Annotated in this window: 23 protein-coding genes and 2 tRNA genes; 8 read left to right on the top strand and 17 right to left on the bottom strand. The window is 54.0% G+C overall.

What is annotated here, in order from left to right; genetic code table 11:
* Nucleotides 1-29: 29 nt before the first annotated feature.
* On the top strand, nt 30-1,526 hold the full coding sequence (locus NQF89_RS05310) for a YifB family Mg chelatase-like AAA ATPase (RefSeq protein ID WP_099026012.1): 1,497 nt from the start codon (nt 30-32) through the stop codon (nt 1,524-1,526).
* 46 nt (nt 1,527-1,572) lie between these two features.
* Here NQF89_RS05310 and NQF89_RS05305 read toward each other — a convergent pair whose 3' ends face one another.
* Complete coding sequence (locus NQF89_RS05305) at nt 1,573-1,737, bottom strand: hypothetical protein (RefSeq protein ID WP_266137693.1); 165 nt, start codon at nt 1,735-1,737, stop codon at nt 1,573-1,575.
* A 114-nt stretch (nt 1,738-1,851) separates the two neighbouring features.
* Nucleotides 1,852-3,075, bottom strand: coding sequence for a cystathionine beta-lyase (gene metC / locus NQF89_RS05300; RefSeq protein ID WP_266137692.1), 1,224 nt, complete (start codon nt 3,073-3,075; stop codon nt 1,852-1,854).
* A 113-nt stretch (nt 3,076-3,188) separates the two neighbouring features.
* Between metC and NQF89_RS05295 the strand changes: the two genes are divergently transcribed.
* Nucleotides 3,189-3,968, top strand: coding sequence for an endonuclease/exonuclease/phosphatase family protein (locus tag NQF89_RS05295; RefSeq protein WP_266137691.1), 780 nt, complete (start codon nt 3,189-3,191; stop codon nt 3,966-3,968).
* Here NQF89_RS05295 and cls read toward each other — a convergent pair.
* The 11 genes from cls to hpnA form a co-directional block, all read right to left on the bottom strand.
* On the bottom strand, nt 3,886-5,307 hold the full coding sequence (gene cls, locus NQF89_RS05290; protein WP_266137690.1) for a cardiolipin synthase: 1,422 nt from the start codon (nt 5,305-5,307) through the stop codon (nt 3,886-3,888). The two genes, NQF89_RS05295 and cls, sit on opposite strands and share 83 nt — an antisense overlap.
* Nucleotides 5,308-5,326: 19 nt before the next feature.
* Nucleotides 5,327-7,537, bottom strand: a complete 2,211-nt coding sequence (gene parC / locus NQF89_RS05285) for a DNA topoisomerase IV subunit A (protein WP_266137689.1) — start codon at nt 7,535-7,537, stop codon at nt 5,327-5,329.
* Between the two features lie 43 nt (nt 7,538-7,580).
* Nucleotides 7,581-8,351 carry a DNA repair protein RecO gene (gene recO / locus NQF89_RS05280; protein WP_155579220.1) on the bottom strand — a complete coding sequence of 257 codons (771 nt, stop codon included), beginning with the start codon at nt 8,349-8,351 and terminating at the stop codon, nt 7,581-7,583.
* 87 nt (nt 8,352-8,438) lie between these two features.
* Nucleotides 8,439-9,350, bottom strand: coding sequence for a translation elongation factor Ts (gene tsf / locus NQF89_RS05275; RefSeq protein WP_155573030.1), 912 nt, complete (start codon nt 9,348-9,350; stop codon nt 8,439-8,441).
* A gap of 124 nt (nt 9,351-9,474) precedes the next feature.
* Nucleotides 9,475-10,263 carry a 30S ribosomal protein S2 gene (gene rpsB / locus NQF89_RS05270; protein ID WP_099026018.1) on the bottom strand — a complete coding sequence of 263 codons (789 nt, stop codon included), beginning with the start codon at nt 10,261-10,263 and terminating at the stop codon, nt 9,475-9,477.
* A gap of 171 nt (nt 10,264-10,434) precedes the next feature.
* On the bottom strand, nt 10,435-11,064 hold the full coding sequence (locus NQF89_RS05265; protein ID WP_266137688.1) for a nucleoside phosphorylase-I family protein: 630 nt from the start codon (nt 11,062-11,064) through the stop codon (nt 10,435-10,437).
* Nucleotides 11,064-13,019, bottom strand: a complete 1,956-nt coding sequence (gene shc, locus NQF89_RS05260) for a squalene--hopene cyclase (RefSeq protein ID WP_266137687.1) — start codon at nt 13,017-13,019, stop codon at nt 11,064-11,066. Before shc ends, NQF89_RS05265 begins: the two co-directional genes overlap by 1 nt.
* Before the next feature lie 33 nt (nt 13,020-13,052).
* Nucleotides 13,053-14,345, bottom strand: a complete 1,293-nt coding sequence (hpnE, locus tag NQF89_RS05255) for a hydroxysqualene dehydroxylase HpnE (RefSeq protein WP_266137686.1) — start codon at nt 14,343-14,345, stop codon at nt 13,053-13,055.
* A complete protein-coding gene (hpnD, locus tag NQF89_RS05250; RefSeq protein ID WP_266137685.1) occupies nt 14,342-15,226 on the bottom strand; it encodes a presqualene diphosphate synthase HpnD in 885 nt (294 codons plus the stop codon). Before hpnD ends, hpnE begins: the two co-directional genes overlap by 4 nt.
* 86 nt (nt 15,227-15,312) lie before the next feature.
* Complete coding sequence (gene hpnC / locus NQF89_RS05245; RefSeq protein ID WP_155579217.1) at nt 15,313-16,182, bottom strand: squalene synthase HpnC; 870 nt, start codon at nt 16,180-16,182, stop codon at nt 15,313-15,315.
* Between the two features lie 26 nt (nt 16,183-16,208).
* The gene (gene hpnA, locus NQF89_RS05240) at nt 16,209-17,216 is read right to left on the bottom strand and encodes a hopanoid-associated sugar epimerase (RefSeq protein ID WP_099026022.1); all 1,008 of its coding nucleotides are present in this window, start codon (nt 17,214-17,216) and stop codon (nt 16,209-16,211) included.
* 148 nt (nt 17,217-17,364) lie between these two features.
* Between hpnA and NQF89_RS05235 the strand changes: the two genes are divergently transcribed.
* Complete coding sequence (locus NQF89_RS05235; RefSeq protein WP_155573504.1) at nt 17,365-18,357, top strand: lysylphosphatidylglycerol synthase domain-containing protein; 993 nt, start codon at nt 17,365-17,367, stop codon at nt 18,355-18,357.
* Nucleotides 18,358-19,251 (top strand): prephenate dehydrogenase/arogenate dehydrogenase family protein, encoded by an 894-nt coding sequence (locus NQF89_RS05230; protein WP_266137684.1) that lies wholly within the window; start codon nt 18,358-18,360, stop codon nt 19,249-19,251. It begins immediately after the preceding gene.
* Nucleotides 19,252-19,381: 130 nt separating this feature from the next.
* On the opposite strand, the gene pyk is transcribed toward NQF89_RS05230, so the two are convergent.
* From pyk to guaA, 3 genes are all read right to left on the bottom strand, one after another.
* Entirely contained in the window at nt 19,382-20,746 is a 1,365-nt protein-coding gene (gene pyk, locus NQF89_RS05225) for a pyruvate kinase (protein ID WP_099026025.1), read from the bottom strand.
* Between the two features lie 24 nt (nt 20,747-20,770).
* Nucleotides 20,771-21,670, bottom strand: a complete 900-nt coding sequence (locus NQF89_RS05220) for an SH3 domain-containing protein (protein WP_266137683.1) — start codon at nt 21,668-21,670, stop codon at nt 20,771-20,773.
* 155 nt (nt 21,671-21,825) lie between these two features.
* Nucleotides 21,826-23,421 carry a glutamine-hydrolyzing GMP synthase gene (gene guaA / locus NQF89_RS05215; protein ID WP_266137682.1) on the bottom strand — a complete coding sequence of 532 codons (1,596 nt, stop codon included), beginning with the start codon at nt 23,419-23,421 and terminating at the stop codon, nt 21,826-21,828.
* Between guaA and NQF89_RS05210 the strand changes: the two genes are divergently transcribed.
* The 3 genes from NQF89_RS05210 to NQF89_RS05200 all read left to right on the top strand — a co-directional run bounded on the left by NQF89_RS05210 (nt 23,389) and on the right by NQF89_RS05200 (nt 24,203).
* A complete protein-coding gene (locus NQF89_RS05210) occupies nt 23,389-23,928 on the top strand; it encodes a hypothetical protein (RefSeq protein ID WP_230873276.1) in 540 nt (179 codons plus the stop codon). The two genes, guaA and NQF89_RS05210, sit on opposite strands and share 33 nt — an antisense overlap.
* A gap of 91 nt (nt 23,929-24,019) precedes the next feature.
* Nucleotides 24,020-24,096, top strand: a tRNA-Arg gene (locus NQF89_RS05205).
* Nucleotides 24,097-24,126: 30 nt separating this feature from the next.
* A tRNA-Arg gene (locus NQF89_RS05200) sits at nt 24,127-24,203 on the top strand.
* Between the two features lie 6 nt (nt 24,204-24,209).
* On the opposite strand, the gene NQF89_RS05195 is transcribed toward NQF89_RS05200, so the two are convergent.
* The gene (locus tag NQF89_RS05195) at nt 24,210-25,445 is read right to left on the bottom strand and encodes a hypothetical protein (protein ID WP_155579212.1); all 1,236 of its coding nucleotides are present in this window, start codon (nt 25,443-25,445) and stop codon (nt 24,210-24,212) included.
* A gap of 181 nt (nt 25,446-25,626) precedes the next feature.
* Here NQF89_RS05195 and lysA point away from each other — a divergent pair, with 181 nt between their 5' ends.
* Nucleotides 25,627-26,952 (top strand): diaminopimelate decarboxylase, encoded by a 1,326-nt coding sequence (gene lysA / locus NQF89_RS05190; protein WP_266137681.1) that lies wholly within the window; start codon nt 25,627-25,629, stop codon nt 26,950-26,952.

Below are 26,952 nucleotides of genomic sequence, written 5' to 3'. Positions count from 1 at the left end.
AAGCCCCTATATGACGGAATCCTAGCGTTATGGCGGTTACGCCTCCTTCCCTTGCCCGCATCCAAAGCTTCACTTTTATGGGGATTGATGCTTTGCCGGTCATGGTGGAGGTGCAAATCTCCAGCGGGTTACCGTCTTTCATCATCGTTGGTATGCCCGCCCGCGCTATTGCGGAATCACGCGAGCGTGTTCGGGCTGCCCTCTCCGCTATGGGGCTTGCCCTCCCCCCTAAGCGCATCCTTGTTAATCTCACACCAGCAGACCTCCCCAAAGAGGGCGCGCATTTCGACCTCCCTATTGCGCTAGGCGTCCTTGTCGCGATGGGCGTCATCCCACCAGAGGCCACAGCCCCGCTCACCGCCTTGGGGGAAGTCGCCTTAGATGGCACGATAAACCCTGTTAGGGGCGTTCTTTGTGCGGCATTAGCGGCTGTCAGCCAGGAGCGTGGCTTAATCTGCCCGGCCTCTCAAGGGGCGGAAGCCCGTTGGGGCCATCCAGAGCTTAACATTATTGCTGCCCCGACCCTTAAGGCACTCATTGGCCATCTTCGCAAAGAACAACCCCTCCCGCCAGAGCCTCCACCCACGCCACAACCTCCCGATTACGGGCCGGACCTCAAAGATGTTAAGGGCATGATGCAAGCACGCCGTGTGTTGGAGATTGCCGCAGCGGGGCGTCATTCCCTGCTGATGTCTGGCCCGCCGGGCTCTGGCAAATCTATGCTAGCAAGCCGCCTACCGAGCATCCTGCCTGAGCTTACCCCTGCTGAAATGCTGGAGACAAGCCGCATCCATAGCATTAGCGGGCTATTACCGGCGGGTAGGCTCATCAACCGCCCGCCTTATCGCGCACCGCATCATAACACGACCCTCCCTGCCCTCGTTGGCGGCGGTCCTAAAGCTATGCCCGGCGACATTAGCCTCGCTCACAATGGCGTTCTTTTCCTTGATGAACTCCCCGAGTTCCCCCGTAATTGTCTGGAAGGTTTGCGCCAACCTGTTGAAACAGGGGAAGTAACCATCTCCCGCGCGGCACGGCATACGCAATATCCAGCGCGTTTCCAACTCATCGCGGCGATGAATCCCTGCCGGTGCGGCTATGTCCATGATGCCGAACGTGCTTGTAAAAAAGCCCCTCGTTGTGCGCAAGAATACACTGCCCGCATCTCCGGCCCGATGATGGACCGCATGGATTTATGCGTCCATGTCCATTCCCTCTCCCCCTTAGAAATCAGCCGCGCCCCTACGGGTGAGAGCAGTGCAGAAGTACGCGCGCGTGTCCAACAAGCTTACGACCGCCAACTCGCCCGACAAGGGGCATGTAATGCGGCTATGCCGCCAGAAGGCTTTGCCTTTGAGGACGAAGCCCGTACCCTTGCCGAGCAAGCCGCCCTACGGATGAAACTCTCTCATCGTGGTATTACGCGCATGTTCCGCGTAGCCCGCACCATCGCGGATTTAGACGCAGCCACCACCGTACAAAAACAGCATGTAGCCGAGGCTCTTTCTTACCGTAATGCACTATAGGCCCCGAAGACACGCGCCCTTACCTGATGTGATAGAAAAGCACGTTCTACTCAGTATGTTCTGGCCAACGAATAAAGCGATTTAACGCCCATTCCTCAAGAGCTTGGAACATCACCTGCTCCATTGTCTCATTATGTGAGGCAGCATAGTCCTTCAGGGCCTCTAACGCCTCTGTCTCTAGGTTAAGCACAAGGAACAACGCATTGGTCATAATACGCTCCTTTAAAACCAAGGTCATCTTCCCTCTAGGAAAGACGATTCCCACGCCTCACGCATTGATATAGAACAATAGAGGTCCTTAATACATTAACGCGTAGTAAATTAACTATGTAAGTAACGTCAAGGCCTTAAAGAAATCTGCTTTCAGGTCATCTACATCCTCTAGTCCCACTTGGACACGAAACGCCGCCCCGCTGGGCAAACCTTCATGATGCGTCCGCTTCAAACCACCAGATGTAGGCAGTACAAGGCTTTCATACCCGCCCCAGCTTGCGCCTATACCAAATAGCTCCAAGCTCTCTAACATAGCCATCATCGCCTCTTGCGTGATGCCCGCTGCTAATTCCACACCAAATAGCCCACTTGCATCTTGGAAATCCCTCTTCCAAAGCGCATGACCGGGGCAAGAAGGCAGAGCAGGATGACGCACACAAGCAACCTCTGGTCGGCTCTCCAACCATTGCGCTAACGCATAAGCAGAGCGGGCTTGCTGTGCCAAGCGCACGGCCATCGTTTTTAAACCGCGTAATGTCAACCAGCACTCATCTGGTGCGCCACAGGCCCCAAGCTCAATCGCTGCACGGCGCAAGGCCCGCCAATCCTCTGGTTTTTGAACCGTAATCGCCCCTAAAATCACATCGGCATGGCCTGCGGGGTATTTCGTCAAAGCTTGAATGGACACATCCACCCCATGGGTAAAAGGCTGAAACGCCCCAATCCCCCATGTATTATCCAGCAATAAGCGTGCCCCCACCCCATGTGCTATCCGCGCTAACAGGGGAATATCTTGGACCTCAAATGTATGGCTACCGGGGCTTTCTGCAAAGATAACCGCTGTATGAGGCTTCATATAAGCCCGCAATTCAGCCTCGTTCGCACGCGGAGGATAAAAGCTGATTTCCACCCCAAAGCGGGCCAAAAAATTAACCGCAAAACGCCGTGTCGGCCCATAAACCGAATCGGGTAATAAGAGATGATCCCCGCCCTTTAAAAAAGCGAGCAAGGCTACTGTACAAGCAGCTAGGCCAGAATTAACAACCTGCGTATGCTGCCCGCCCTCTAGCGCGGCAATAACACGCTCTAACTCATGCTGAACGGGGTTACCCATTGCCCCATAAACAAGCTCATGCTCATAAGCCCGTGCCCCTTGGGCCTCCATATCCGCCACAGTGGGGAACACTACAGTAGAGCCACGCTCGATAGGTGGATTCACAAAACTACCATCGCGCCCCGGCTTTTGCCGCCCTGCATGGGTTAAAAAGGTCGCTAATTTCTGCCAACCAGCCCCAATAATGCGCTCTGATGATTCAGATGATGGTGTCTTTTCCATACCCACCGGCACAGCTCCCTTGCTGGATTCATGCCATCTCTTATAGCGTGCCGCCTATATCTAAACTACCCAATGCGCTTCATACTGTCTTTTACACCCCAAATCAGTATAGAATGGTGGTTCCCATTGCTAAGATTCAGGCCATGTTCATGCAGGATTCGACAATACCCTCTACCTCCTATCTTCGGCTCGTTAGTTGGAATCTCTTCCATGAAGATGGTGCCACATTAGAGGATATTCGCCTGCTACTGCGTACAACCAAGGCTGATATTTTACTGATGCAAGAATGTCGCCCTTTTACAAACCGCTTACCAGACCTCGTTGGTGGTCATTATAGCCGCCTCGCTTCCGAGGGGCGTGTGCATGGGACAGCTTGTTGGAGTCGCTTCCCCTTCCAAACCCCGCCCCGGCTGCACATGCTCCAACCGGGGCTAGTCGCTCATCGCTCGGCGCAATTATTGGAGTTTGATATTGGCTTCGGCCCCTTTACAATCGCCAATGTGCATCTCTCCCACGGTCCTATCCTCAACCGCCGCCAGCTACGCCTTATCCGGCAAGAACTCTCAGAGCGCGCCATCATTATGGGGGATTTTAACCAAGTTGGGCCTGCTATGCTCCGTGGCTTTAAAGATGTCGGCCCGCGTGAACAAACACATCGGATGCTTGATAAAGTCCCCCTCCGGCTGGATCGCTGCCTAACACGTGGCTTCTCAGCCCTAAGCCATCGCGCTTATCCCCGTTTTGGCTCGGACCACCGGCCTATTGCCGTCACCCTTTACCCTCATGATGAAGTGGAAACCTTTCTCCCCCTTAAAGGTAAGGGAGAAAGAGCCGACATACCCCATTACGCAACCTTGTCACCAACGGCCATACCTCAATATCCGACAAGGTAAGCCTGTCGTTACAATGGGCTAGGATGAAGCCTTCCAAATGAGCGGCGGTTGCCTCATCATGCAATGTTATGTTGCTCTCAAAATTGAGCCGCAATGACCGCCTATCCAAATTCGCGCTACCGACAAAGCTCCACATCGTATCGACTGTCATTAATTTGGAATGATTAAAGGGCGGCGCACCTAACCAAACACGACAACCAGCCTGTACCAACTGCCGCAAACATGCATCACGCGCATAATCGGTGATGGGATGATTACTTCTATGCGGCACAACAATATCAATCACCACACCACGCAATGCGGCTAATTCTAACGCTGTTGCAAAACGATCATCGGGGATGAAATAAGGCGTCATGAAACAAACATGATGCCGTGCCAAAATAATGGCTTGGAGGATGGTATATTCTATAAGCTCCACCTCCATATCCGGCCCAGATGTCACAACCCGTGCAGGAATATCCCCTGCTGCAACGGGGTCTGGGAAGTAACGCTCGCCGTCCAGCTCCTCCCGCGTTGTAAACGCCCAATCTTTAATAAAGACTTCTGATAACTGCTGTACAACGGGGCCTTCTAGGCGGAAATGTGTGTCTGCCACCGGCATACGGCGGTGGGTAGCGTTATTGAGGCAATTTTCATCCCCAATATTTAACCCGCCCATATAGCCAACACGGCCATCCACCACCAAAATCTTACGATGATCCCGCAAATTGACAAAAGGCATCCGCCACGGCCATAGCGAATGCATAAAACGCGCACAGCGTATATGACGTTGTCGCAACTGCTTGATAATGGGGCTATAGAGATAGCCACTGCCAATCCCATCCACCAACACACGCACCTCAACACCGCGCTGCTGCGCTGTGGCAAGGGCATCTACAAATTGGCGACCAATTTTATCATACCGAAAAATGTAAGAGCATAAGAGGATGGACCGCTCCGCCTGATGAATACTCTCCAACATATGCGGGTAGGCTTGGTCACCATTATGAAGGCACTCAACCTGATTCCCCTTCAATAAGGGTAAGCCCGTCAAGCCATCCAACATCTTAATCAACGGATTCATGAAACTATCTTGAGCATCATGCGTCCATTTAGCGAGGAAGGCGGTTTCCTCCGGGGTAGTATATTCCCGCAATTTTTGCGCGCGCCGCCGCACCCGATTAATACCGAGGCATAAATATAGGATAGGCCCCATATAGGGCATAAACCAGCAAATGCCGATCCACCCTGTCGCAGCGGCCGTGTCCCGTTTTGTTAGCAACACATGCGCTGTAATACCGAGCGAGAACGCAATATGCAGCGCACCAAACCAAAAAGAGACTGAAAAGAACGATGCCATATAGGGCCGCACCCCTCTCTTAACGCCGTAACATCCATTGCGGTGCGACCCGGCCAGCACTCCCACGACGCCCCACAAGCGGTGATAAATCCTCTGGCGAGCGTGCCCGTTGGCCATCTTGCCATATCAGCCCTTCATCAAGGCAAAAGAGCCGGACTTGCTTTAAACTTGCCCCGGCAGCCAGTTTTTGCAAACTCACTCCCCCGCCTTTTGCCACTTCGGCCACTTGCTCCAATGGGAAAATAAGCGCGCGCTTATTGGTTGTCAGACACAAAACATGCGTTCCCTCCGCTGGGAGGACATACTGCACCACAGCCCCATCGCGCAGATTAAAGACCTGCCGCCCTGTCCGCTTCTCAGCTGCGAGATTCCCGGCTGAAACCTGCATCCCGCGCCCATCACTGCTTGTCAGCATATAGCGGCTCTCATCATCACCTAATGCAAAGAGAGCCACCGGTTGGTCCTCTTGGGCAAGGTCTGCCAAAGTACGCACCGGCTGGCCAAAACCACGACCACGCGGCAGGTCTGCCACTTTTAACGTAAAAGCGCGGCCTCCTGCTGCCATCATGCACAGGCGGTCCGTACTCTGACATTCCACAGCATAAGCCAGCCCATCGCCTTCCTTAAAACGATGATTCGCTACATCATGCCCATGCCCCTTTACCGCACGAATCCACCCTTCTTGCGAGAGTAGAACCGTCACAGGCTCCCGCTCCACCGCAAGGGCGGCGGACGTATCAATAGTTGCAGGGGCTTCCCCTATAATGGTGCGGCGAGCCCCATAAGCTCCCCCTTCAAAAAGAGCCTGCATTTTTTGGAGGTCTTTACCGATCCGGCTCCAACGGCGTTTTTCAGAGCCTAAAAGGGCCTCCAACGTGGCTTGTTCCTTCCCAAGGCCATCCCACTCTTTACGTATCTCCATTTCTTCCAAACGCCGCAGAGACCGCAAACGCATATTCAACACATAATCGGCTTGCAATTCACTGAGGGAGAACGCCTTCATCAAAGCGGGTTTTGGCTCATCTTCCTCCCGAATGAGGCGGATGACCTCATCTAGATTTAGATAGACCTTTAAGAACCCTTCTAAAATCTCCAGCCGCTTCAATACCGCATCCAAACGGTGCTGCGTCCGGCGGATTAAAACCTCATGAACATGCTCTAACCATGCCTGCAATACCGCTTTTAGCGACAAGACCCCGGGGATCTTCCCTTGGCTCAGCACATTCATATTCAAGCTAAAACGGCTCTCCAACATCGTATGTTTAAAGAGCGTCTCCATCAGCACTTCTGGGGCACAATTACGGGTTTTGGGCTCCAAAACCAATCTTATATCCGTTGTGCTTTCATCCCGCACATCTGCCAGAAGGGGCAGCTTACGCTCCTCCATCTTCTTGGCGATATCTTCGATCAACTTACCCTTTTGCACTTGATAGGGGATTTCCGAGACGATGATGCTCCATGCCCCAGCGCGGCCTTTCTCTACAGCCCAACGCGCCCGGATGCGGAAACTCCCCCGGCCTGTCTCATACGCTTGGATGAGCGTCTCCCGGTCCTCCACCAATAGCCCTCCCGTGGGGAAGTCCGGCCCTTGGACAAGCTCTAAAAGCTCCGCGATGGTACAATCTGGTTTTTCAATCAATAAACGTGCAGCTTGGTAAAGTTCCGCCGCGTTATGAGGGGGGATGCTTGTGGCCATCCCCACAGCAATCCCCGCCGCCCCATTAGCCAACAAATTGGGGAACAACCCCGGCAAGACAACAGGCTCTTGGTCCTCATTATCGTAAGTCGGGCGGAAATCGACCGCATTATCGCCAATGCCTTCCAGCATGATGCGCGCGGTTTCTGTCATTCGGCTTTCTGTATAACGCATGGCTGCTGCACCATCGCCATCAATCGAGCCGAAATTGCCTTGCCCTTCCACCAAGGGATAACGCACAGCAAAATCCTGCGCTAGGCGGACTAACGCATCATAAACGGAAGCATCACCATGGGGGTGGAACTTACCAATCACATCCCCCACCACGCGGGCGCATTTCTTAAAGCCAGAGCTTGGGTCTAGCTTGAGCTGCTGCATCGCATAGAGCAAACGCCGATGCACGGGCTTAAGACCATCGCGCACATCCGGCAGGGAACGCGATGTGATAGTGGACATCGCATAGGCCAGATAACGCTCGCTCAACGCTTCTGCCAGCCGTGTATCTTCAATATGCCCGGCGTGGTCCCCCGTCATAAGCTCTCCTGCTCTCTTTATTCAGACGCGTATGCGCAACAGGTTAGACACGCTCTTTGCCCTCATGTCCAGTGCTGCTAGCGACAACAGCCCGCTGTAAAGCGGCCATTAATCTCTCCCGCGCGGCAGGGAGTGGACGGTGATGCGTCGCAAAAACAGCCCGTTGCAGAAAATAACCGCTCAGCTGGGCTCCTTCTAGCCAATCTGCTGCGCGGCCTTCGGCCTCCTCGTCATATAAAAAGGACGGCAGAGGGAGAAGTCGATCCTTCCACTCCCCTGCCCCCTCCTCACTCACAGCGCGCCCCGTACGGGGGGAGACATAAGCAAGCCCCTCACTCGCCCCCGTAACAGCGCAGCGATCCAGCGTTAAGCCATAACCAAGCTCTTGCAGCAAAAGCAGCTCCCACCGTAAATAGAGCGCAACAGGCGGTTGAGCTGGGGAGACACTTAAAGCCCCTAAAAAATGCGTCAGAGAGGAAAAGAGAATCTCATGCGGCTCACGTTCTGCAAGGGCCTCGCTACAAAGGCTACACGCACTGCTCAACAAGGTTAGAGCGAGGGGATAATCCAACAGAAAAGACGCGCTGGGCCTAACAAGCTCTGCCGTCAAATAGCCTAGCTGCTCTGGCAGGCGGGCTTTCCAGCGGGCCATGATAAGGCTGCCCTCTTGCCACAAACCCGTTTGCCGGCGAGAGCGTCCCCCATGCACCAACGCATGATACATGCCACGCTTTTGCGTCAATATCGTAGCACGTAAGCTGCTCTCACCATGGAGGGACAACCGCAAAATAATCGCTGGCTCTTCCCACTCCATACGTCCCTCCCTTTTAGGGCCGTAACATGAAAAAAGCCCCCGCTATAGTGACGGAGGCCTTTTCTCATCATAAACCCCTAATAAGGCTTATTTCTTTTGGCCAGAAGCCGCAGCGACCTCAGCCGCGAAGTCTGTCTCAGCCTTCTCGATGCCTTCACCGAGTTTAAAGCGCGTAAAGCCGACCAGCTTTGCCCCAGCCTTTTTGACAACTTCCTTCACGCGGCTCTCACCGTCATGCACCCAGACTTGCTCCAGAAGAACCACTTCCTCATAGAACTTACGGATACGCCCATCGACCATCTTCTCAATGATAGCTTCTGGCTTGCCAGAGTTACGGGCTTGCTCCTCCAGCACCTTACGCTCATGCGCTACAGCAGCAGCATCCACGCTATCAATATCCAGAGCGGTCGGGCTGGTGGCTGCAACATGCATACCAATCTGACGGCCCAATGTGAGCAGAGCCTCACTCTCGGAAGGAGCCTCAATCGCAGCCAACACACCGATGCGGCCAACACCCGGACGCAGCGCACCATGAACATAGCTCGCCACAACGCCAGAAGGAACGCTCAGCACGCTCACGCGGCGGAGGCTCATATTCTCGCCGATTGTTGCGACAAGATGGGTCAGCTCATCAGCCACTGTACGACCAGACGGCATTTTAGCGGCCTTAACAGCCTCTAAATCATCACCGACCTTCAGCGCAACTTTGGCGATATCTTCCACAGCCTGCTGGAAGGCATCATTACGCGCAACGAAGTCCGTCTCCGCGTTCACCTCAACCAGAGCAGCCTTTTTGCCCTCAACCGCTACAGCAACGAGACCCTCAGCCGCCACACGGCCGGATTTCTTTGCGGCTTGGGAGAGGCCCTTCTTCCGCAACCAGTCAATCGCGGCTTGCATGTCGCCCTTAGCTTCGGTCAGGGCTTTTTTACAATCCATCATGCCGGCACTTGTTGCATCGCGCAGCTCGCGCACCATTGCTGCTGTAATCTCTGCCATAGTCTCTAACCTCTAATAACAAGCGGCACAGCCACGGGGACCCCACGGCTGTGCGGCTCTCTATACGCACATAGGCAGCGTAGCATCCCGCATAGGGCTAGACGCTACGCTTACTTTATACAGCTTAGCCAGCTGTCGGAGCGGCAGCCTCGGCCTTCTCTACAGCGGCGGTCTCCTCCACTGGCAGCTCCGCAGAAGCCCCAATATCCTGGCCAGATGCTGCCAACTCGGCAGAGATACCATCCAGCACAGCACCGGAAATCAGCTCGCAATAAGTTGCAATAGCGCGGATAGCATCATCGTTACCGGGGATGGGGAAGGTCACACCCTTAGGGTCGGAGTTGCTATCCAGCACAGCGATCACGGGGATGCCCAGCTTATTGGCTTCCTCAACAGCCAGCTTCTCTTTGTTTGTATCAATCACAAACAGAAGGTCCGGCAGGCCACCCATATCCTTAATCCCACCGAGGGAGCGTTCCAGCTTCTCACGATCACGGGTGATGTCGAGGATTTCCTTCTTCGTCAGGCCCGTTGTATCGCCAGCGAGCATCTCATCAATGCCGCGCAGACGCTTAATGGAACCGGTGATGGTCTTCCAGTTCGTCAACATACCACCGAGCCAACGGTGATTCACATAATACTGGCCGCAACGCTGTGCTGCCTCTGCCACGAGATCCGCTGCAGCGCGCTTTGTCCCCACAAATAAGACACGCCCACCAGAAGCAACCGTGTCACGCACTTGCTTCAAAGCGCGGTCTAGCAGCGGTACAGTCTGCTGAAGGTCGATGATATGAACCTGATTACGCACACCGAAAAGATACGGTGCCATAGCAGGGTTCCAACGGCGGGTATGGTGACCGAAATGAACACCAGCCTCAAGCAGTTGACGCATTGTGAATTGTGGCATTGCCATCGTAAAATCTCTCTAACTCTGGTTAAACCTCCGCATAGCAACGCTCCCTTAACGGGAACACCAGGTGATTGCGGGCTATGCGTGCGAAATACACCTCCCCTTACGAAGGAAGATAGCTCTCCTATAAGCGAGGGAGGGAGAGAAAACAAGCCTCCCGCGCTGCCGCTGAGGCTAGGATGTTATTTTTTGTAAAAACCGCTCCATAACACGCCGTGCATAAGCAGCATCGCGCCCTAAACTGATAAGCGCACCAATTTGCAGCGGATGGCGTATTAGGGACCCCATTAACGCAGCAATATCAATGCGCCCCTCACGCAGCCCATCGCGCGCTGCAGGGGGAAGGTCTCGCCCCGCATCATCACACACAACACGCAGCACGGCAAAAGGCAGGCCCGCTTGTGCCACTAACCCGCTCTCCATATCCACTGTAGAACACTGGCTGCGCGTAAAGCAGGCGGCTTTTTCAACCGCACGATCGAGCATAATCGGGCTATGATACACCCCACCGCCGATGACCGCCTGCCCCGCCCCAAAACGCGTATTTAAGGCTGGGGAGGTCGGGTATTTTTTCCCTTCAACAAAAACGTAATCGGCAAGCTGTATCGTCCCCGGCTGTAAGGTACGGTCCAACCCACCTGCACAGCCAAAGGAGAGCAGCTCCGTCACCCCGGCTTCTTTTAGGGAGGCAACCGCCCGCTTCGCCCCTGCCTCATGCGCGTGGCTAAGGGCGATTTTCGCATGAGGGAAATAGCGTTCAGCCAAACGAGCCTCTTGCGCTAATCCCACAATAATGCCGAGCATTAAAAGCCGTACTCCACCCGGCCCGAATTACTAGAGGCCAAATTGCGATAACGCGACAAAGCCATAAGTGGGAAGAATTGCTTATAGCCATGATAGCGCAGGTAAAAGACCTTAGGGAAGCCAACAGCATTATAGGGGGCTTCGTGCCATTCCCCAGCCTCATCTTGCGCTTGGGTAAGATAAGCCATGCCACGTTGCACAGCCTCGCTCTCCTGCCGCCCAACAGCCATAAGCCCAAGGGTAGCCCATGCTGTCTGGGTCGGTAGGCTCTCCTTATACACCCCTTGCGGAGCCCCCTCATAACTGGCGCAATCCTCACCCCAGCCGCCATCATCATTCTGCACGCTTTCCAACCACGCAACAGCGCGTTGAATCATCGGGTCATCATGGGGGACACCGGCAATATTCAAGGCACATAATACAGACCATGTCCCATAAATATAATTCGTTCCCCACCGGCCAAACCAGCTACCAGAGGCTTCCTGCTCTTTGCGAATATAGTCGATCCCCTTACGGATAACGTCCTTATCCTCTGGGTGCCCCAACTGCGCTAGGAAGGAGATACACCGTGCTGAGACATCCACCGTTGGCGGGTCCAACAACGCACCATGATCTGAGAACGGGATGTGATTGAGAGCTTCGAGATCGTTATCAATATCAAATGCCCCCCAGCCGCCATTACTGCTTTGCATCCCAATAATCCATTCCCGCGCGCGCTCAATCGCAGGAGCGTTTTTCTCTGGGGCCATCCGATGCAGCAACATCCCGACAACGGCTGTATCATCAACATCAGGATAATAATCGTTTTTATATTGAAAGGCCCAGCCACCCGGGCGCAGATGCGGCGTATTAATCGCCCAGTCGCCTTTCACATCAAGAATCTGCCGTTCACGCAACCATGACGCCGCCTTCTCCAAAGCAGCCATTGTCTCGGCATTCTGTACAGCTTTGGGGCCTGTCGCGGCCTCCATCATCGCAAGACCAGAAAGCCCCGTATCCCACACAGGCGAGACACACGGCTGGCAATAAGCCTCATCGTCCTTCACAACCAGCAAATCTTGCACAGCTTGCCAAGCTTCTACAGCCCGTGGATCATCATCAGGCACGCCCATGACCCGATACATCATCACGACATTGGCCATGGAGGGGTAAATAGCCCCTAACCCACCCGCACTAAGCCGTTCTTCCACAAATTGAATGGTCGTCCGAATCGCTTTTGCATGAATAGAGCGTGGAATATGCGGCACAACGGGACGCAAAGCTTTATCCAGATAGGTAAAGAGCCGCCCCCAAATGGAGCGATAAGGCCCACGTATCCAATCCTTCACCTGTGCTGGGGGAGTTTTAAATAGCTCCTGCACATGCACACCACGCGGATTAATCGCTAATGGTTTACGCGTCACAAGAATCAAAAGCGAGGCAATGACCGTGCGGGACCAATAAGACATATTCCAAACGGAGAAGAAGGCCTTTCGCGGCAGTAACATCAGCTCTATCGGCATAACAGGGACGGCATGCCACGGCACTTCCCCATATAAAGCGAGTTGAATCCGCGTAAAGACGTTACTCCGCTCAGCCCCGCCATGTTGAAGGATGGCCGCACGCGCCCGGCGCATATGGGGGGCATTAATATCATCGCCAATCATCTTGAGGGCGAAATAGGCCTTCACGCTCGCTGAGAGGTCGAACTTCCCATCCGTATAAAGAGACCAGCCCCCATGCACCCCTTGGATACGCCGGAGATACACGCCTATTTTTTGCTCAAGAGGCTCATCTATCCGGTCGAGGAAATGCCGCAGCAAGACATATTCAGCAGGAATGGTGGCATCAGCCTCTAGCTCGAAGACCCAATGACCATCTTCCTTTTGACGTTTGCCCAAAGCGGTGTGCGAGGCCTTAACCGCTTGCTCCACCGCTGTGGCATCAATTTTATGACGGGACAACGTCGCGCTCACTGAATCTCTCCTCCACTTTCCACAATATCGGCCTTATGCCACATCACTCACGGCCGAACGAAAACCCAACGCATCCACTGCGGCAAGACCAGATTTAATAGCCCCTTCAATCGTTGAAGGCAGACCGGTATCCGTCCAATCCCCCGCAAGAGCAAGATTAGCGTATGAGGTTTTTGCCTCAGGCCGCTTCTTATCCTGTTCTGGCGTGGCTGCAAAGGTGGCCCGTTTTTCACGGATCAACCGTGCAGCGGGCATTACCTCTGGCAGAGGATGCTGTAAAGCAGGATTTAACGCTTGCCGAAGCTCCTGCCACATATGGGCTAACATCTCGTCATTCTGCCAGCTTGCATAACGGTTCGCCGCACTCACTGTGACAGACAAAACCTCATCATGCAGAAAGACCCATTCCGCCACACCGCCGACAAGCCCCATAAAGCCTGCCTCACGCAATGCTGCATGCGGTTTAAGCGGCTCTGCCAAGCGATAATGCGCATTAGCAATGCTCTCAAATGCATCAGGGCCAGTAATGGAGGGCATCAACCCCGTAGCCACAGGGGCCGGTACAGCAAGAATAACGACATCTTCAGCCCCAAGGGAAACCTCCCCGCCAGATGTCTCTAACGCCGTAATGCGCCCTCCTTCTTCCCGCAAAGCAGATACGCGCGTCCCCGTTAATATTTGAGCATGAAAGCTCTCCAGATAAGCCATAGCCGGAGTGACGAAACTTTCTGACAAACCATGCGCAGCCGTCCAAGGGCAACATGCCGCCCCTCCCTTAGCTAAGGTTTGCCGCACAATATTGCCCAGCAAGCGGGCACTTCCTTGCTCAATATCCGTATTCAACGCAGAGACCGCCAAAGGCTCCAACAGACGGCGCGACAATGCTCCTGATGAGAGACATTCCCCCACACACATATCGTCATCAGCCTTCATCAAACGCGGGAGGGCCATCAACTCCCCCCATCTCATCCCCGGCACGCGATGCTCTTTACGGAATAACCAAAAGGGAATCCGCCCCTTAGAGAGCCGCAAGACCCAAGAAAGGTCCGCCTCTAAATCATACCACGGGAAAAGCGGCCTCCCCGGCCCTTTTAACGTACCGCGCGCACCTAAAAGGTCCAGATAACGAAATGTATAGGGATTTGCTGAAAGAATAAGGTGATTGCCATTATCAATCACGCAATCCAACGCTTTATCGTGAAAGGACCGTGCCCGCCCACCACAGGCAGGGCCAGCCTCATAAAGTGTTACCTGCGCTTGGGGAGCAAGCTCCACTGCGGCAGAAAGGCCAGCAAGCCCCCCGCCGATGATGTGAACATGGCTCACAGCGAGACCCCAAAGGCCGCTAAGAGCATGGAAAGCTTCTTCCATACCGAGCAGACCCGTAAAGGCGCCTCTGGGTTACTCCAACCACGCCGCCGGAGTGCGGCTAAGGTCACGCGGTATGAAGCTGCCATAATGCGCGCTGGCCGTACCGTTGCCGCAGGACAACGGGCCATCACCGCATAAGCTTTGCGGAAATGGTCTTCCGCCCGCCCTGCGATAATCCGGCACAACCCCTCTAGCCCGACAGCATAAAGAGCCTCAGTTGGATCGGCAGGAACGCCATAACGCTGCAAAAGCTCAGTAGGGAGATAAAGCCGCCCACGGGAGGCATCCTCTGCGACATCCCGCAAAATATTGGTAAGCTGCAACGCACGCCCCAGATGATAAGCCAGCTCATTCCCCTCTGGCTCTGGCGTGCCAAATATGCGAACAGAAAGCCGCCCCACAGCCGAGGCCACACGGTCGCAATATAAATCCAACGTGGCTTCATCAGGCGCAATAATGGGCGCGCCGCAATCCATCTTCATCCCCTCAATCACGGCGATGAAATCATCTTGCTGCAAACCGAATTGCTCAATCGCAGCATGAAGGACACGGTCCAGCGCATCTTCTGTATGGCCTTGATACAAAGCAGCGATGCGCTCTTTCCACCCCTCCAAAACGAAGGCTGGGTCATCCAGAGGGATATCACCATCGGCAATATCATCCACCAGCCGGCAGAAAGCGTAGATCGCATACATGCCATCGCGCTTTATAGGGGGTAGAATCTTCATCCCGCGCCCAAAGGATGTGCCAGAACGGTTAACGATCTCCTCCACATAATTTAGGTCCGATGGAGCGCAGGGCAAACCTTGGGACTCTTTGTGATGCGTGGAGACCATATCTTCCTCTTGCTTTTCTAACAGTAATGTAAATCTGTCTTACTCTTAAAGGCCATATCAGGCCAAGAGCTACACATTAAAAGAACTCAACGGATATACCGCATCGCCCAGCTTAATGCGCGCAGGCCATCTAGTTTGGTGAGAGCTACACGCTCTGCTATCGGGTCTTGATGGCGTAAGCGTGCGCTCAAACGGCGGCATAAAGCAACAATAACCGCAGCCTCTAAGCGCATCCGGCGGTCTTTTACCAAAGCAGGCAAGCGGGCCGCTTCCTCATTTAACGCATCAACATGGGCGAGCATTTGGTCAAACACGCGCCGCACACCCGGCTTACTCCGCGCGAGGAGGAGGTCCTCTATCCCCACATTTTCTGCCGCCAACCAAGGCAAAGGCACATAACACCGATTCAGCGTTTTAAGGTCACCCTTAACATCCTGCATGTGATTGACAATTTGCAACGCCGTGCAAAGCGCATCGGAAGGGCCGAATGTCTCCTCACTCTCTTTATGCAGCATCAGCAAAAACCGCCCCACAGGATTGGCGGAATAACGGCAATAATGCAGAAGCTCCGACCAATGCTCGTAACGGGCTTTCTCAGCATCCATAATGAAAGCGGTGATTAAATCGCCCCCCACCTCCAAAGGTAGGCCATGCTCTTGCAGCACAGTGCGTAGCACAACGGCACTCCACCCATCAGCGCGCCCAGCAGGCGGACGCCGCCGCCCGTAAAGGACATCCCGCAACGCTGTCAGCCGGTCCACCTTTTGCGTGGCAGAAAGCTGGGCATTATCCACCATATCATCAGCAATACGCGCAAAACGATAATAAGCATGAACAGCCGGCCTCACGCGCGGAGCAATGAGGAATGACCCGACCGGGAAGTTCTCATCCTTCATCCCTTTTGAGGATGAAACATCATGCGCCCCCCACAGGCGTGCCTCTTCTTGCTCTTGCATATAACCCTCCCCGCCCGACTCCGTTATCATGCTGAAAACTGCCCTGATTTATGGGCTTTAAACCACGCAATCGCATCCGTAAGGGCCTGACGCGCCGCACGGGGACGGTAGCCTAGCTCGCGCTCTGCTTTCTCTGAGGAGAAGAACATCAGCTTCTTAGACATCACCAGCATCTCCCGTGTTACGCGCGGCTCTATGCCACAACTGCGCGCTAATAGCTCCGACACACAGGCAACAGGATACAACCATGATTGCTTGAGCTGGATGCGCGGGGGTTTTCTATGCACAATCTCCGCTACCATGCCAAAAAGGTCCCCCAGCATGATATTCTCCCCGCCGAGAATATATTTCTCGCCAATCGTCCCACGCTCAAAAGCAAGGACGTGGCCTTCAGCAACATCATCCACATGGACGATATTCAACCCCGTCTCCACATAAGCGGGCATACGCCCTGTAGCAGCATCAAGAATCATCTGCCCTGTTGGGGTTGGCTTAATATCGCGTGGCCCGACTGGGGTGGAGGGATTTACAATCACCGCGGGCAGCCCTTCCTCCCGCACAAGGCGTAAGACCTCTTGCTCTGCACGATATTTAGAGCGTTTATACGCCCCAACAATCTGATCCTCCGTCACAGGGGATGATTCCGTAGCCGGCACCCCATTGCGGGCCGTGGCAAGAGCTGCAACGGAGGAACAATAAACAACCCGCTTTACACCTGCTTTTTTAGCCGCGAGCATTAACTGACGCGTACCCTCCACATTCGCGCGCATCATCGCATCAGGGTCAGGCACCCATAACCGATAATCCGCTGCGACATGAAAGAGATAGGATACCCCCTCCAACGCAGCCTCCATGCTCGCTTGGTCGGAAAGGTCCCCAACAGCGAACTCCACCGGTAGGTCCGCTACATTACTGCGGTCTGATGTATGGCGGACAAAAAGACGCAGCTTATGCCCGCGCTCTAGCAAAACGCGCGCCACAGCGGACCCTACAAAGCCGGTTGCACCGGTAATCAGGGTGATTTCTTCTGCCATAACCGCTCTTTCCTTCCTACCAGCATTATCTTGAGGGATATAAGCCCCCACTGCATAGCCGGTAAAGCCCCCTCTGATTGGACCTTCCTCCCAGAGTAGCCTAGAAGGGGTCAAACTGAACTGACTTGCGGCGGCCATCTTGAAGAAAATGCTCCCCTACATCCTGTCTCTGGCAGGAATCACCCTCTTTTGCATCCTCACCTTGCGGGCTGGGATACATCCGATTCTCCTAAGCCTTGCTAAAATTGGCCTCTCGGGCTTTTTTCTGCTGCTTCTCTGCCAACTCGCTGTCAATTTTCTTCTCGGCTTCGCATGGAAGAGCAGCATCCCCGATATTAGTTTTACCCGGCTAACCGCCTCACGTTTTGTACGAGATGCCGCAGCGGCCTGCTTGCCTTTCTCCCAACTCGGCGGGATGCTACTTGGCATCCGTGCCACAACCGCTGGCCATGCCCGCCATACCACCAATGAGCAGCCCATTAACTGGATGGAGGGTATTGCCGCAAATATTGTCGATATTACAACCGAAGTTTTGGGCCAGATTGTTTTTATCATCATCGCCCTCCTGTGCCTGATTGGCCAGGCCGATGCAGGGCGGTTTATGTGGCCGCTCAGTATTGGGATGGTGTTTCTCACCTGCGGGGTGGCTGGTTTTATTTGGACACAACAACGCAGCGGGAACGCCCTGCAAGCCCTTGCACGCTTTTTTGCCAAACATATCTCCGCAGAATGGCGCGATGTCCTTGCCGATAATACTGAGAACTTCCAATCCTATATGGAAGGCTTATGGGGTAACCCGGCACGCATCGGACTAGGCGCGGGAATGCACCTTCTCTGCTGGATGGGCAGTGCTTTTATGACGTGGCTCTCCATCATTCTCCTTGGCGCGCATTGCAGCTTTCTCAATGCGTTAGCGATTGAAGGTGTTGTCTGCGGGATTATGTCTGCTGGCTTTTTCATCCCCGGCTCTTTAGGTGTGCAAGAGGCTGGTTATGTTGCTTTAGGGCATCTCTTTGGTATTAATGCCGACATCGCCATGAGCATTTCCCTACTACGCCGTGGGCGGGATATTGTCATCGGCATCCCTGTCCTACTCTTATGGCAGCTCTATGAGTTCCGGCATTTAAAGCGGCGTTCCTAAATGGCTGATACCCCCCCTCTCTTTAAGACCATAACCATCGTTGGGCCGGGATTAATTGGCTCCTCCATCCTCCGCCGTGCCCGACAGACGGACACGATCGCCCAAAAGCTCATCGCTGCGGACTGCCAAGAGGCTGTTCTCCACCGCGTAACCGCGCTGAACATCGCTGATGAAACCACAACCGACCTCATCGCGGCAGCGGCGCAGTCTGACCTTGTAATTCTGTGCATCCCAACAGGGGCTATTAGAGCTGTTGCCGCCACTATCCTCCCCCATATGAAGCCCGGTTCTATTCTAAGTGATGTCGCCTCTGTTCGCAGCAACTTAGGGCCAGAGATACACGCGCTCCTACCCGAGGGGGTAAGCTACGTCCCTGCCCATCCTATGGCAGGGACGGAATATTCCGGCCCGGATGCTGGCTTTGCCACCTTATTTGAGGACCGTTGGACGCTCCTCATCCCACCCCCCGGCACTGCACCGGAGGCCATCGCGCTTATGGAGGCCTTTTGGCACCGCTGTGGGGCACGCACACGGCAAATGACCGACCAATATCACGACCAAGTATGTGCCATTGTGAGCCATTTGCCGCATTTACTGGCCTTTACTATCTGCAACACAGCAGACCGGCTTTCGGCTGACCTACAAACTGATGTGTTAGAATATGCGGCCTCTGGCTTTCGGGATTTTACACGCATTGCGGCATCCGACCCGATTATGTGGCGCGATATTTTCCTGACCAATAAAGATGTCCTCCTCGCCACATTTAAGCGGTTTGAGGAAGATGCGCATCGCATGGTTAAAGCCATTCAAGAAGATGATAGCGAGGCCATAATGCAAAACCTCCAACGCGGGCGGCATATTCGGCGCGGCTTGATGCCAGAGCCCCAAAACTAACCGCCCTCACGCTATAACGACCCCATTATAAAAAAGCCCCCAGCAGAGGATGAACCCTGCCGGGGGCTTTTAGTCTCATCACCTCTGACGACTGAAACCATCAGAGGTGATGACCTGCAATCCGTAAGGATTAGACCTTAACAATACGCAGGTTCTTGGAGCTGTCGAGCAGAACAACATGCTCACCGCTCTTAGCGAACTCGCCAACAGCCTTCACATCATCCTTGCTGGAGACAACCTTCGGGAACACACCCCACACCACACAGAGACGACGTGATGTCTCCGCGTTGGTCAGAGCCACAACAGGCTCATGCGGACGCTCACGAGAGACCAGCACAGCACTACGGCCATTCTCTGTATGCACAGCCAGAGCCTCCGCACGCGCATTACGCGCTACATCAAAGGCAGACTTAGCCTGTGCCCCTTGGATGGTATGCTCAGCAACCGGGCGCATACGGTCCATACGGGCGCGCCATTCTGGGTCCTGCTCCACGCGGGAGGTGACACGCACCATCGTTGCCACAGCTTCCGGCCCGAAAGAGCCAGCCGCACTCTCAGCAGAGAGCATAACAGCATCGGCACCATCATAAACGGCATTTGCAACGTCAGAAACTTCTGCGCGCGTTGCCACTGGGCTGGAGATCATGCTCTCCATCATCTGCGTTGCCACGATGACCGGGCGACCCTGACGGCGTGCCTCATTGATGGCGCGCTTCTGAATCACAGGCACATCCTCAGCAGGCAGCTCCACACCAAGGTCCCCACGAGCCACCATCAGACCATCAGAGAGACGGATGATTTCCTCAAGGCACTCAACAGCTTGTGGTTTTTCCAGCTTGGTGATGATCCAAGCGCGGCCCTTAACGATGTCACGTGCTTCTTGAATATCAGCCGGACGCTGCACGAAGGAGAGGGCAATCAAATCCACCCCGATGGAAAGGGCGAATTGAAGGTCCTTATGGTCCTTCTCTGTCAGAGCAGGGATTGGCAGGGCAACGTCAGGGACGTTCACGCCCTTACGCTCGGAAAGCTTCCCACCAACGAGGACTTCAGTCTCCAGAGAGTCTTTGTTCTTCTTGGTGACACGCAGAGCCAGCTTACCATCATCCAGCAACAGACGATGACCGACATCAATAGCAGAGATAATCTCTGGGTGCGGCAAGTTAACGCGATGAGCATCACCCGGAGCTTTATCAAGGTCTAGGTTAAACTTCTGCCCGACCTTCAGCTCAACCGGCCCGTCTTTAAACACGCCAACGCGCAATTTGGGGCCCTGGAAGTCCGCCAGAACAGCCAGAGGACGCCCCAGCTTGGCCTCAGCCTCGCGCACAGCTTTGTGGCGGGCGGCGTGCTCATCATGAGCACCGTGGGAGAAGTTCAGGCGGAAAACATTCACACCAGTCTTGGCAAGATTAAGAATCTGCTCAGCAGTCTGTGATGCCGGCCCGAGGGTCGCAACAATCCGCGTGCGGCGATGATGGATGTTGGCTGTCATAACATTCCTCGACTTTTCATTTGGTCAGTCAGGCTGAATGATTTCATCGGGTAAAAGCCCCCATAACAGGCGGCGTTCAACCCACCCGTCATAGCCCCTGACTGTAACATGACACCATGATAAGCCCTGTGGACAAGCTTTAATCGTACCAACTGTGCCCGGCTCTAGCAGGGCAACAATCTTCTGATCAGGCTTCTCCGAGCTCATCAGCGGGACGTCACGATTCTGACCCCGTGCTACCTCTCCCGCAGACCGATAGGTCACAATGCGCGAATCAGCATGCCCCGTGATCGAAACTTTAGACGCATCCCCATCATAGGATGAGGAGCCGGGTATAAGGAAGGAACGGCTGCTATGCAGTGTGACCTGATGCACCCATCCCTTTTGGCCATCTGAGTCTTCCACAAGACGCCAAACCCCAAACTCACGTTCAATTTTCACCGGGTACCCACGGCGATGATACACCCAATCAATCGGGTACCGCTCACCCGGGCCGCGCCGCATATACACACGGTCTGCTCGCATAGAGGCAAAGCGTGGGAGCGGCAATTTCGTCTCCGTCCCTACATTATCGGGCACGGCTGGCGGAGCAGGATGGGCAGCTTTTGCAGCACTTGCCGCCGCGGCGGCAGCGGCCGCCTTACGCTCCAACGCACGATTACGCGCAGCCCCTCCCCCATGCTTGGCCGCATGAGGCGAGCCTTTCCCAGCTCCGGCTTTTGCTTTCGCAGCTTTCACCTCCTTTGCATGAGCCTGCGCCCCTGCATGATGTTTGCCATGGTGATGAACGCGATGGTTTTTTTGAGACTCGTCTTGCTCCTGACCCACCCCATAAGCAGGCCCCCCGAGCGACAAGGCCATCACCGCAAAGGGCACAACCCCTTGCTTAAATAACCTGTGGGAAAAAGGAACAAACACTCTCATCCCCTTATCCCTGCCAAGGGATGAGCATTTGGGCAAGCCGTATTCACCCTCATTCCCCCAAAAAATGCCCCTATAAGGAGCAACCCTGCCCTGCCAGAAAAGCGGGGCAGGGTTGGAAGACATAAAACACCCCTCTGCACGGCGCTATGCCTTGCTCACTCCCACTCGATCGTACCCGGGGGTTTGGAGGTGATGTCGTAAGTTACGCGGTTAATACCGCGGACTTCGTTCACGATGCGCCCTGCAACCCGGTTGAGGAACTCGAAGCTAAAGGGATAGACCTCCGCCGTCATGCCATCCGTGCTAGTGACGGCACGCAAGGCGCACGCTTGGTCGTAAGTGCGGTCATCACCCATCACACCGACTGTACGCACAGGCAGAAGGACAGCAAAAGCCTGCCAAATCTCGTCATACAAGCCAGCCTTACGGATTTCCTCCAGATAGATGCTATCTACCCTACGTAAAAGGTCCAGCTTCTCCCGCGTGATATCCCCGGGGATGCGAATAGCCAGCCCCGGCCCGGGGAAGGGATGCCGCCCCACAATATGCTCTGGCACGCCAATCTCACGGCCTAAAGCACGTACCTCATCCTTAAAGAGTTCACGCAGCGGCTCAACTAACTCCATATTCATCCGCTCTGGCAAGCCACCCACATTATGATGGGACTTAATCGTCACAGATGGCCCACCATTAAAGCTGACACTCTCAATCACATCCGGGTACAATGTCCCTTGCGCGAGGAATTGTGCGCCCCCTAGCTTCGCTGCCTCTTGCTCAAACACCTCAATGAACAAGCGGCCAATGGTCTTGCGCTTTACCTCCGGGTCCGTAACCCCTGCCAGCTCACCAAGGAACAGGTCGGAAGCATCCCGATGAACGAGCTGAATGTTAAAGCGATCCCGAAAGGTCTTTACCACCTCATCCGCTTCCCCGGCCCGTAAAATACCGGGATCCACGAAGATGCAGGTTAGCTGATCGCCAATCGCATCATGAATCAACTTTGCCGCAACAGAGCTATCCACCCCACCAGATAGGCCACAAATCACCTTGCCATCACCCACCTGCTTGCGGATGCGGGCAATCTCTAGGTCACGGAAGCCCGCCATTGTCCATGTGCCAGAACAGCCCGCCACATCATGCGTAAAGTTACGAATCAACTCTGCCCCGTGGGGGGTATGAACAACCTCCGGGTGGAATTGCACGCCATAAATTCGCCGCTCCTCATTAGCGATGATGGCAAATGGCGCACCTTCGGAATAAGCAACGGCCTTAAACCCGGGTGGGAGAGCCGTAACGCGGTCCCCATGGCTCATCCATACTTGCTCACGCCCACCTTGTGCCCACAGGCCATGAAAGAGCGCACATTCCTCCGCGACATCAATATAAGCACGGCCAAACTCGCGATGATCATGCGTCTCCACACGCCCGCCAAGTGTGTGGCACAATACTTGCTGGCCGTAGCAGATTCCTAAAATAGGGCGGCCAAGCTCCAACACACCTTCTGGTAGGGTTGGCGCATTATCATCATGCACACTAGCGGGACTACCAGAGAGGATAATCCCACGCGGGTTGAAAGCGCGAATCTTCTCCAATGTGGAGGTGAAAGGCCATATCTCACAATAAACGCCGCTTTCCCGCACACGCCGAGCGATGAGCTGGGTCACTTGGCTACCGAAATCCAAAATCAGGATACGGTCCTCATGAAGGGTTTCATCAAGATGTTGAAGAGTCTCTGCGCTTTTCTGCGTCACGGTCCGGCCTCGCCTTCTGGATATGGCACAATAGTCATTTCGTGCTATCTCTATAGGACGACAGGCCGCCAAGGTCATCCTTATTTTCCTGCGGCTTTACCCTCAAAACATATTTATCAGAGCTTGCCTATGCGTCTTACTCCTCTCCCCTGTCTCTTTGGCCTTCTTCTCCTTGGGGCTTGCTCCTCCCTACCCGACCCCGCGCACGACCCATACGGTACATGGGTCGGCAAGCTTGTAAGAGATGAGGGAGTCTGCCCTACAAAGAATATGTCCTCTCTGCGTATTCGCGGGAAGGATATTGTTTTTAACCCCGGTATGACTTCTGCTGCCCTGCACGGCACCTACCAGCCGGGCCAGCAAAGCTATCATGCTGAGCAAGTGGATGAAGGGATGAATCACACTCCCTACCGGCAGGTTTTTGAGGGCTATCCCGTAGGCACAGCCATCGGCGGGAACTTTACAACCCCCCGCTGCCATGCCCACATCACCCTGACGCGCCGCTAAGGCGGCCCCCTCCCTGCTGAAAATCTATAAAAAGCCTTTCAGCAGGGTTGCACCTTTTGAGAAGACCAGATAAAAGCCTCCTCAACACGATGCACCCGTAGCTCAATTGGATAGAGCACCAGACTACGAATCTGGGGGTTGGAGGTTCGAGTCCTCCCGGGTGCACCATGTGGGTTATAGCCTAGCCTTTTAGGCCCTGCACCCGTAGCTCAATTGGATAGAGCACCAGACTACGAATCTGGGGGTTGGAGGTTCGAGTCCTCCCGGGTGCACCATTCTCCTTATGCAGTATCGTACAGCTTGATGATTTCATCAGCTTTCACAGCGTCTTCTTGCGGGAAGAAGCTGAGGTGACTGACCATAAAATCCGAGAAAATCGCCACCTTTTTACCAAGAAACCGTGGCAGAACAACGCTTAACATATGCTCATCATCATCTTGCGGCGTTATTTGCATATAACGCAACATCTCCCCCCGCCAACCGATGAAATTGATGGAAAGACGCGCCTCCACATCCATCAACGCTTCCCCTAACGGGAAGGCAGGCTTGCCTTGCGTTACAAAATAACGATGCACGTCATAAGCTTTTTGCCCATCTTGCCATAAACTCCCTCCAAAACCCCCTTCAGGATGTTCAAAAGCCCCAAGAGCCTGCGGCAAATGCCCAGCTTGTTGCTGAAGATAAGCACAGACACCATTATTCACGACATTAGCCGAGATGAGAAACTTATCGGTTCGTTCTTCAATACAGCGTATAAAGTCAGCAATGCGATCTTCTTGCAGGTAAATAATATCATCATCACATTTTAAGAAGATGGCCTCTTTATACGCCTCATAACGCTCCACATAATATTGATAAGCCTGCCAATAAGGCTTCTGGCATCCCCTATCCCCAATAAAACGCCGAATCGGCCCTGTAACCTCTGGCAGCTCTACCGAACTCCCAAACCCACCACGGATGAAAACCTCTACCTCACCAATATCGCCCCGCAAGGGGACCTCTGGGAATTGGTAAGCAGAGACGCCAAGCTGCAACGCCCCTTCATCACTCAAGTGAATTCGCAGCTTATCTTTAAGCTGCCCACATAAAACAGACGGCGTACTGGCTTGATGCAAACATTGCCCTGCCTGCCGCTCATACGTTGAAAAAGCAGCCCCCTCTAACTGCCGAATCATCGAGCCACGATTCTGCCACCCCCCAATCACATATTCCAAAAATTGATCATGACCGGCTGTTTTAATGGCGACATGCACATCTGATGCCGCCATGAATGCCACATCACGCCCTGCACCACGCTCTATCATCCCAACAGAATGATACCCCGCCTCTGGCCTTAAAAAACATGCAGGACCATAATGTGATGAAATATAAGCACGATCTTTTTCTGTTCTTGTAAAATCCCATACATGCCATTCATCCAACAACCCGGCATCTAATAAGGACGAAATATGCTTTCTTAAAAGACCCATCCGGTCTTCACGCCCTGCAAATGTGACAAGTATCTTTCTTTTCGTCATAATGTTTTAATAATTTCCTTTTTATAAGAAAAATCTCCCTCTATAAGCCGGGATTATAACATTCTTTATTAAATAAAGGATTTCAGAAGCCCATCATTCTTGCTGCTGGCTGAGCCAAAGTGAATGCTTTCTCTAAAGAGACATCTTCCCATTTACGCTACTGGTCTGTAATCATACAGGCATGACTTCCGCAGCTTCAGACCCGACCTTCCATCGCCTCCTCGCGACTCATCCCAACCTGCATTATGACAACAAGCAGGGTTTAATGATGGATGGAACAGCCCTAGCCCCCCTTGCTGAGCATTATGGTACGCCAAGCTGGGTTATCAGTGCCGACACATTGCGCCAACGTGCACATAACATGCAGGCCGCTTTTAAAGAGCGCGGCCTATCTATGGGCTATCATTTCGCCGTAAAAGCGCAGGATCATCAAGCCTGCTTAAGCGTCCTCGCACAATGTGGCTTTGGCGCGGATGTTGTCAGCGGGGGGGAGCTAAAGCGCGCCCTTACAGCGGGGATGAAAGCGCGCCATATCGTCTTTTCGGGAATCGGTAAAACTGATGACGAATTGACCTATGCCATCCAGCAGAACATAGGCCAAATCAATATCGAAAGTATTGAAGAACTAACCCGCATCAACCACCTTGCCGAGACCCTTCAACAACGTGTGCGCGTTGCCTTCCGCGTTAATCCCGATATTGATGCCCAAACCCATAGTAAAATCACAACCGGACGCGCTGAAGATAAGTTTGGCATCGCTTATAACCTCATCCCTGCCTTATATCGCCGCACACAGCAGGAGATGAAGGGGGTGGAGCTGGTCGGTCTAGCGGTCCATCTCGGTAGCCAAATGCTGGCGGAAGCCCCCTTCCGCAAAGGGTATGAACGCATTGCGGAGCTCGTTAAGACCCTCCGCGCAGATGGTTTATCTGTCACCGATATTGATTGCGGCGGCGGGCTTGGCATCGCCTATCGTGGTGAGGACGCTCCCCCGCCTGCGCTCTGGGCTAAGGTCATTGCCGAGACATTGGGGGGATTGGACGTTCACCTTCATATCGAACCGGGCCGTTGGCTCGCAGCCCCGGCGGGGGTGCTGCTTGCGCGCGTTATTAATGTTAAAGAGGCAGCGCGCCGTTTTGTTATCATTGATGCCGGGATGAATGACCTTGTTCGCCCCGCTATGTATGATTCATGGCATGGTATCTTACCCTTACACGCCCCACCTACAGATACGCTTGAAGAACGCGTTGATGTTGTTGGCCCGATTTGTGAAAGCAGCGATATTTTCGCCCGTCAACGTACCTTACCACCTCTTAAAAAAGGCGACCTTATTGCCCTTTTAGATGCAGGAGCTTATGGCACAGTGATGAGCTCGACCTATAATTCTCGTCCTTTTGCAGCACAAATCATGATTAGTAATGGCCAAGAGGCCGTCATCCGTAAACGCCAAACGCTTGATGAGCTTCTCGCACAAGACGTTGTCCCTAGCTGGTTAGCCCGCCCCTAA

The sequence above is a fragment of the Bombella pollinis genome (assembly GCF_026385485.1).
Lineage (GTDB): Bacteria > Pseudomonadota > Alphaproteobacteria > Acetobacterales > Acetobacteraceae > Bombella > Bombella pollinis.
The sequence above is the reverse complement of the archived record's forward strand: the minus strand, read 5'-3'. Positions and strand labels throughout refer to the sequence as shown.

Excerpts from the sequence above, each read along its gene's own strand:
- NQF89_RS05310 (WP_099026012.1), top strand. The coding sequence starts at position 30 with ATGGCGGTTACGCCTCCTTCCCTTGCCCGCATCCAAAGCTTCACTTTT.
- NQF89_RS05305 (WP_266137693.1), bottom strand. The coding sequence starts at position 1,737 with ATGACCAATGCGTTGTTCCTTGTGCTTAACCTAGAGACAGAGGCGTTA.
- metC (WP_266137692.1), bottom strand. The coding sequence starts at position 3,075 with ATGGAAAAGACACCATCATCTGAATCATCAGAGCGCATTATTGGGGCT.
- NQF89_RS05295 (WP_266137691.1), top strand. The coding sequence starts at position 3,189 with ATGGTGGTTCCCATTGCTAAGATTCAGGCCATGTTCATGCAGGATTCG.
- cls (WP_266137690.1), bottom strand. The coding sequence starts at position 5,307 with ATGGCATCGTTCTTTTCAGTCTCTTTTTGGTTTGGTGCGCTGCATATT.
- parC (WP_266137689.1), bottom strand. The coding sequence starts at position 7,537 with ATGACGGGGGACCACGCCGGGCATATTGAAGATACACGGCTGGCAGAA.
- recO (WP_155579220.1), bottom strand. The coding sequence starts at position 8,351 with ATGGAGTGGGAAGAGCCAGCGATTATTTTGCGGTTGTCCCTCCATGGT.
- tsf (WP_155573030.1), bottom strand. The coding sequence starts at position 9,350 with ATGGCAGAGATTACAGCAGCAATGGTGCGCGAGCTGCGCGATGCAACA.
- rpsB (WP_099026018.1), bottom strand. The coding sequence starts at position 10,263 with ATGGCAATGCCACAATTCACAATGCGTCAACTGCTTGAGGCTGGTGTT.
- NQF89_RS05265 (WP_266137688.1), bottom strand. The coding sequence starts at position 11,064 with ATGCTCGGCATTATTGTGGGATTAGCGCAAGAGGCTCGTTTGGCTGAA.
- hpnD (WP_266137685.1), bottom strand. The coding sequence starts at position 15,226 with ATGGTCTCCACGCATCACAAAGAGTCCCAAGGTTTGCCCTGCGCTCCA.
- hpnC (WP_155579217.1), bottom strand. The coding sequence starts at position 16,182 with ATGCAAGAGCAAGAAGAGGCACGCCTGTGGGGGGCGCATGATGTTTCA.
- hpnA (WP_099026022.1), bottom strand. The coding sequence starts at position 17,216 with ATGGCAGAAGAAATCACCCTGATTACCGGTGCAACCGGCTTTGTAGGG.
- NQF89_RS05235 (WP_155573504.1), top strand. The coding sequence starts at position 17,365 with ATGCTCCCCTACATCCTGTCTCTGGCAGGAATCACCCTCTTTTGCATC.
- NQF89_RS05230 (WP_266137684.1), top strand. The coding sequence starts at position 18,358 with ATGGCTGATACCCCCCCTCTCTTTAAGACCATAACCATCGTTGGGCCG.
- pyk (WP_099026025.1), bottom strand. The coding sequence starts at position 20,746 with ATGACAGCCAACATCCATCATCGCCGCACGCGGATTGTTGCGACCCTC.
- NQF89_RS05220 (WP_266137683.1), bottom strand. The coding sequence starts at position 21,670 with ATGAGAGTGTTTGTTCCTTTTTCCCACAGGTTATTTAAGCAAGGGGTT.
- NQF89_RS05210 (WP_230873276.1), top strand. The coding sequence starts at position 23,389 with ATGTTGAAGAGTCTCTGCGCTTTTCTGCGTCACGGTCCGGCCTCGCCT.
- NQF89_RS05195 (WP_155579212.1), bottom strand. The coding sequence starts at position 25,445 with ATGACGAAAAGAAAGATACTTGTCACATTTGCAGGGCGTGAAGACCGG.
- lysA (WP_266137681.1), top strand. The coding sequence starts at position 25,627 with ATGACTTCCGCAGCTTCAGACCCGACCTTCCATCGCCTCCTCGCGACT.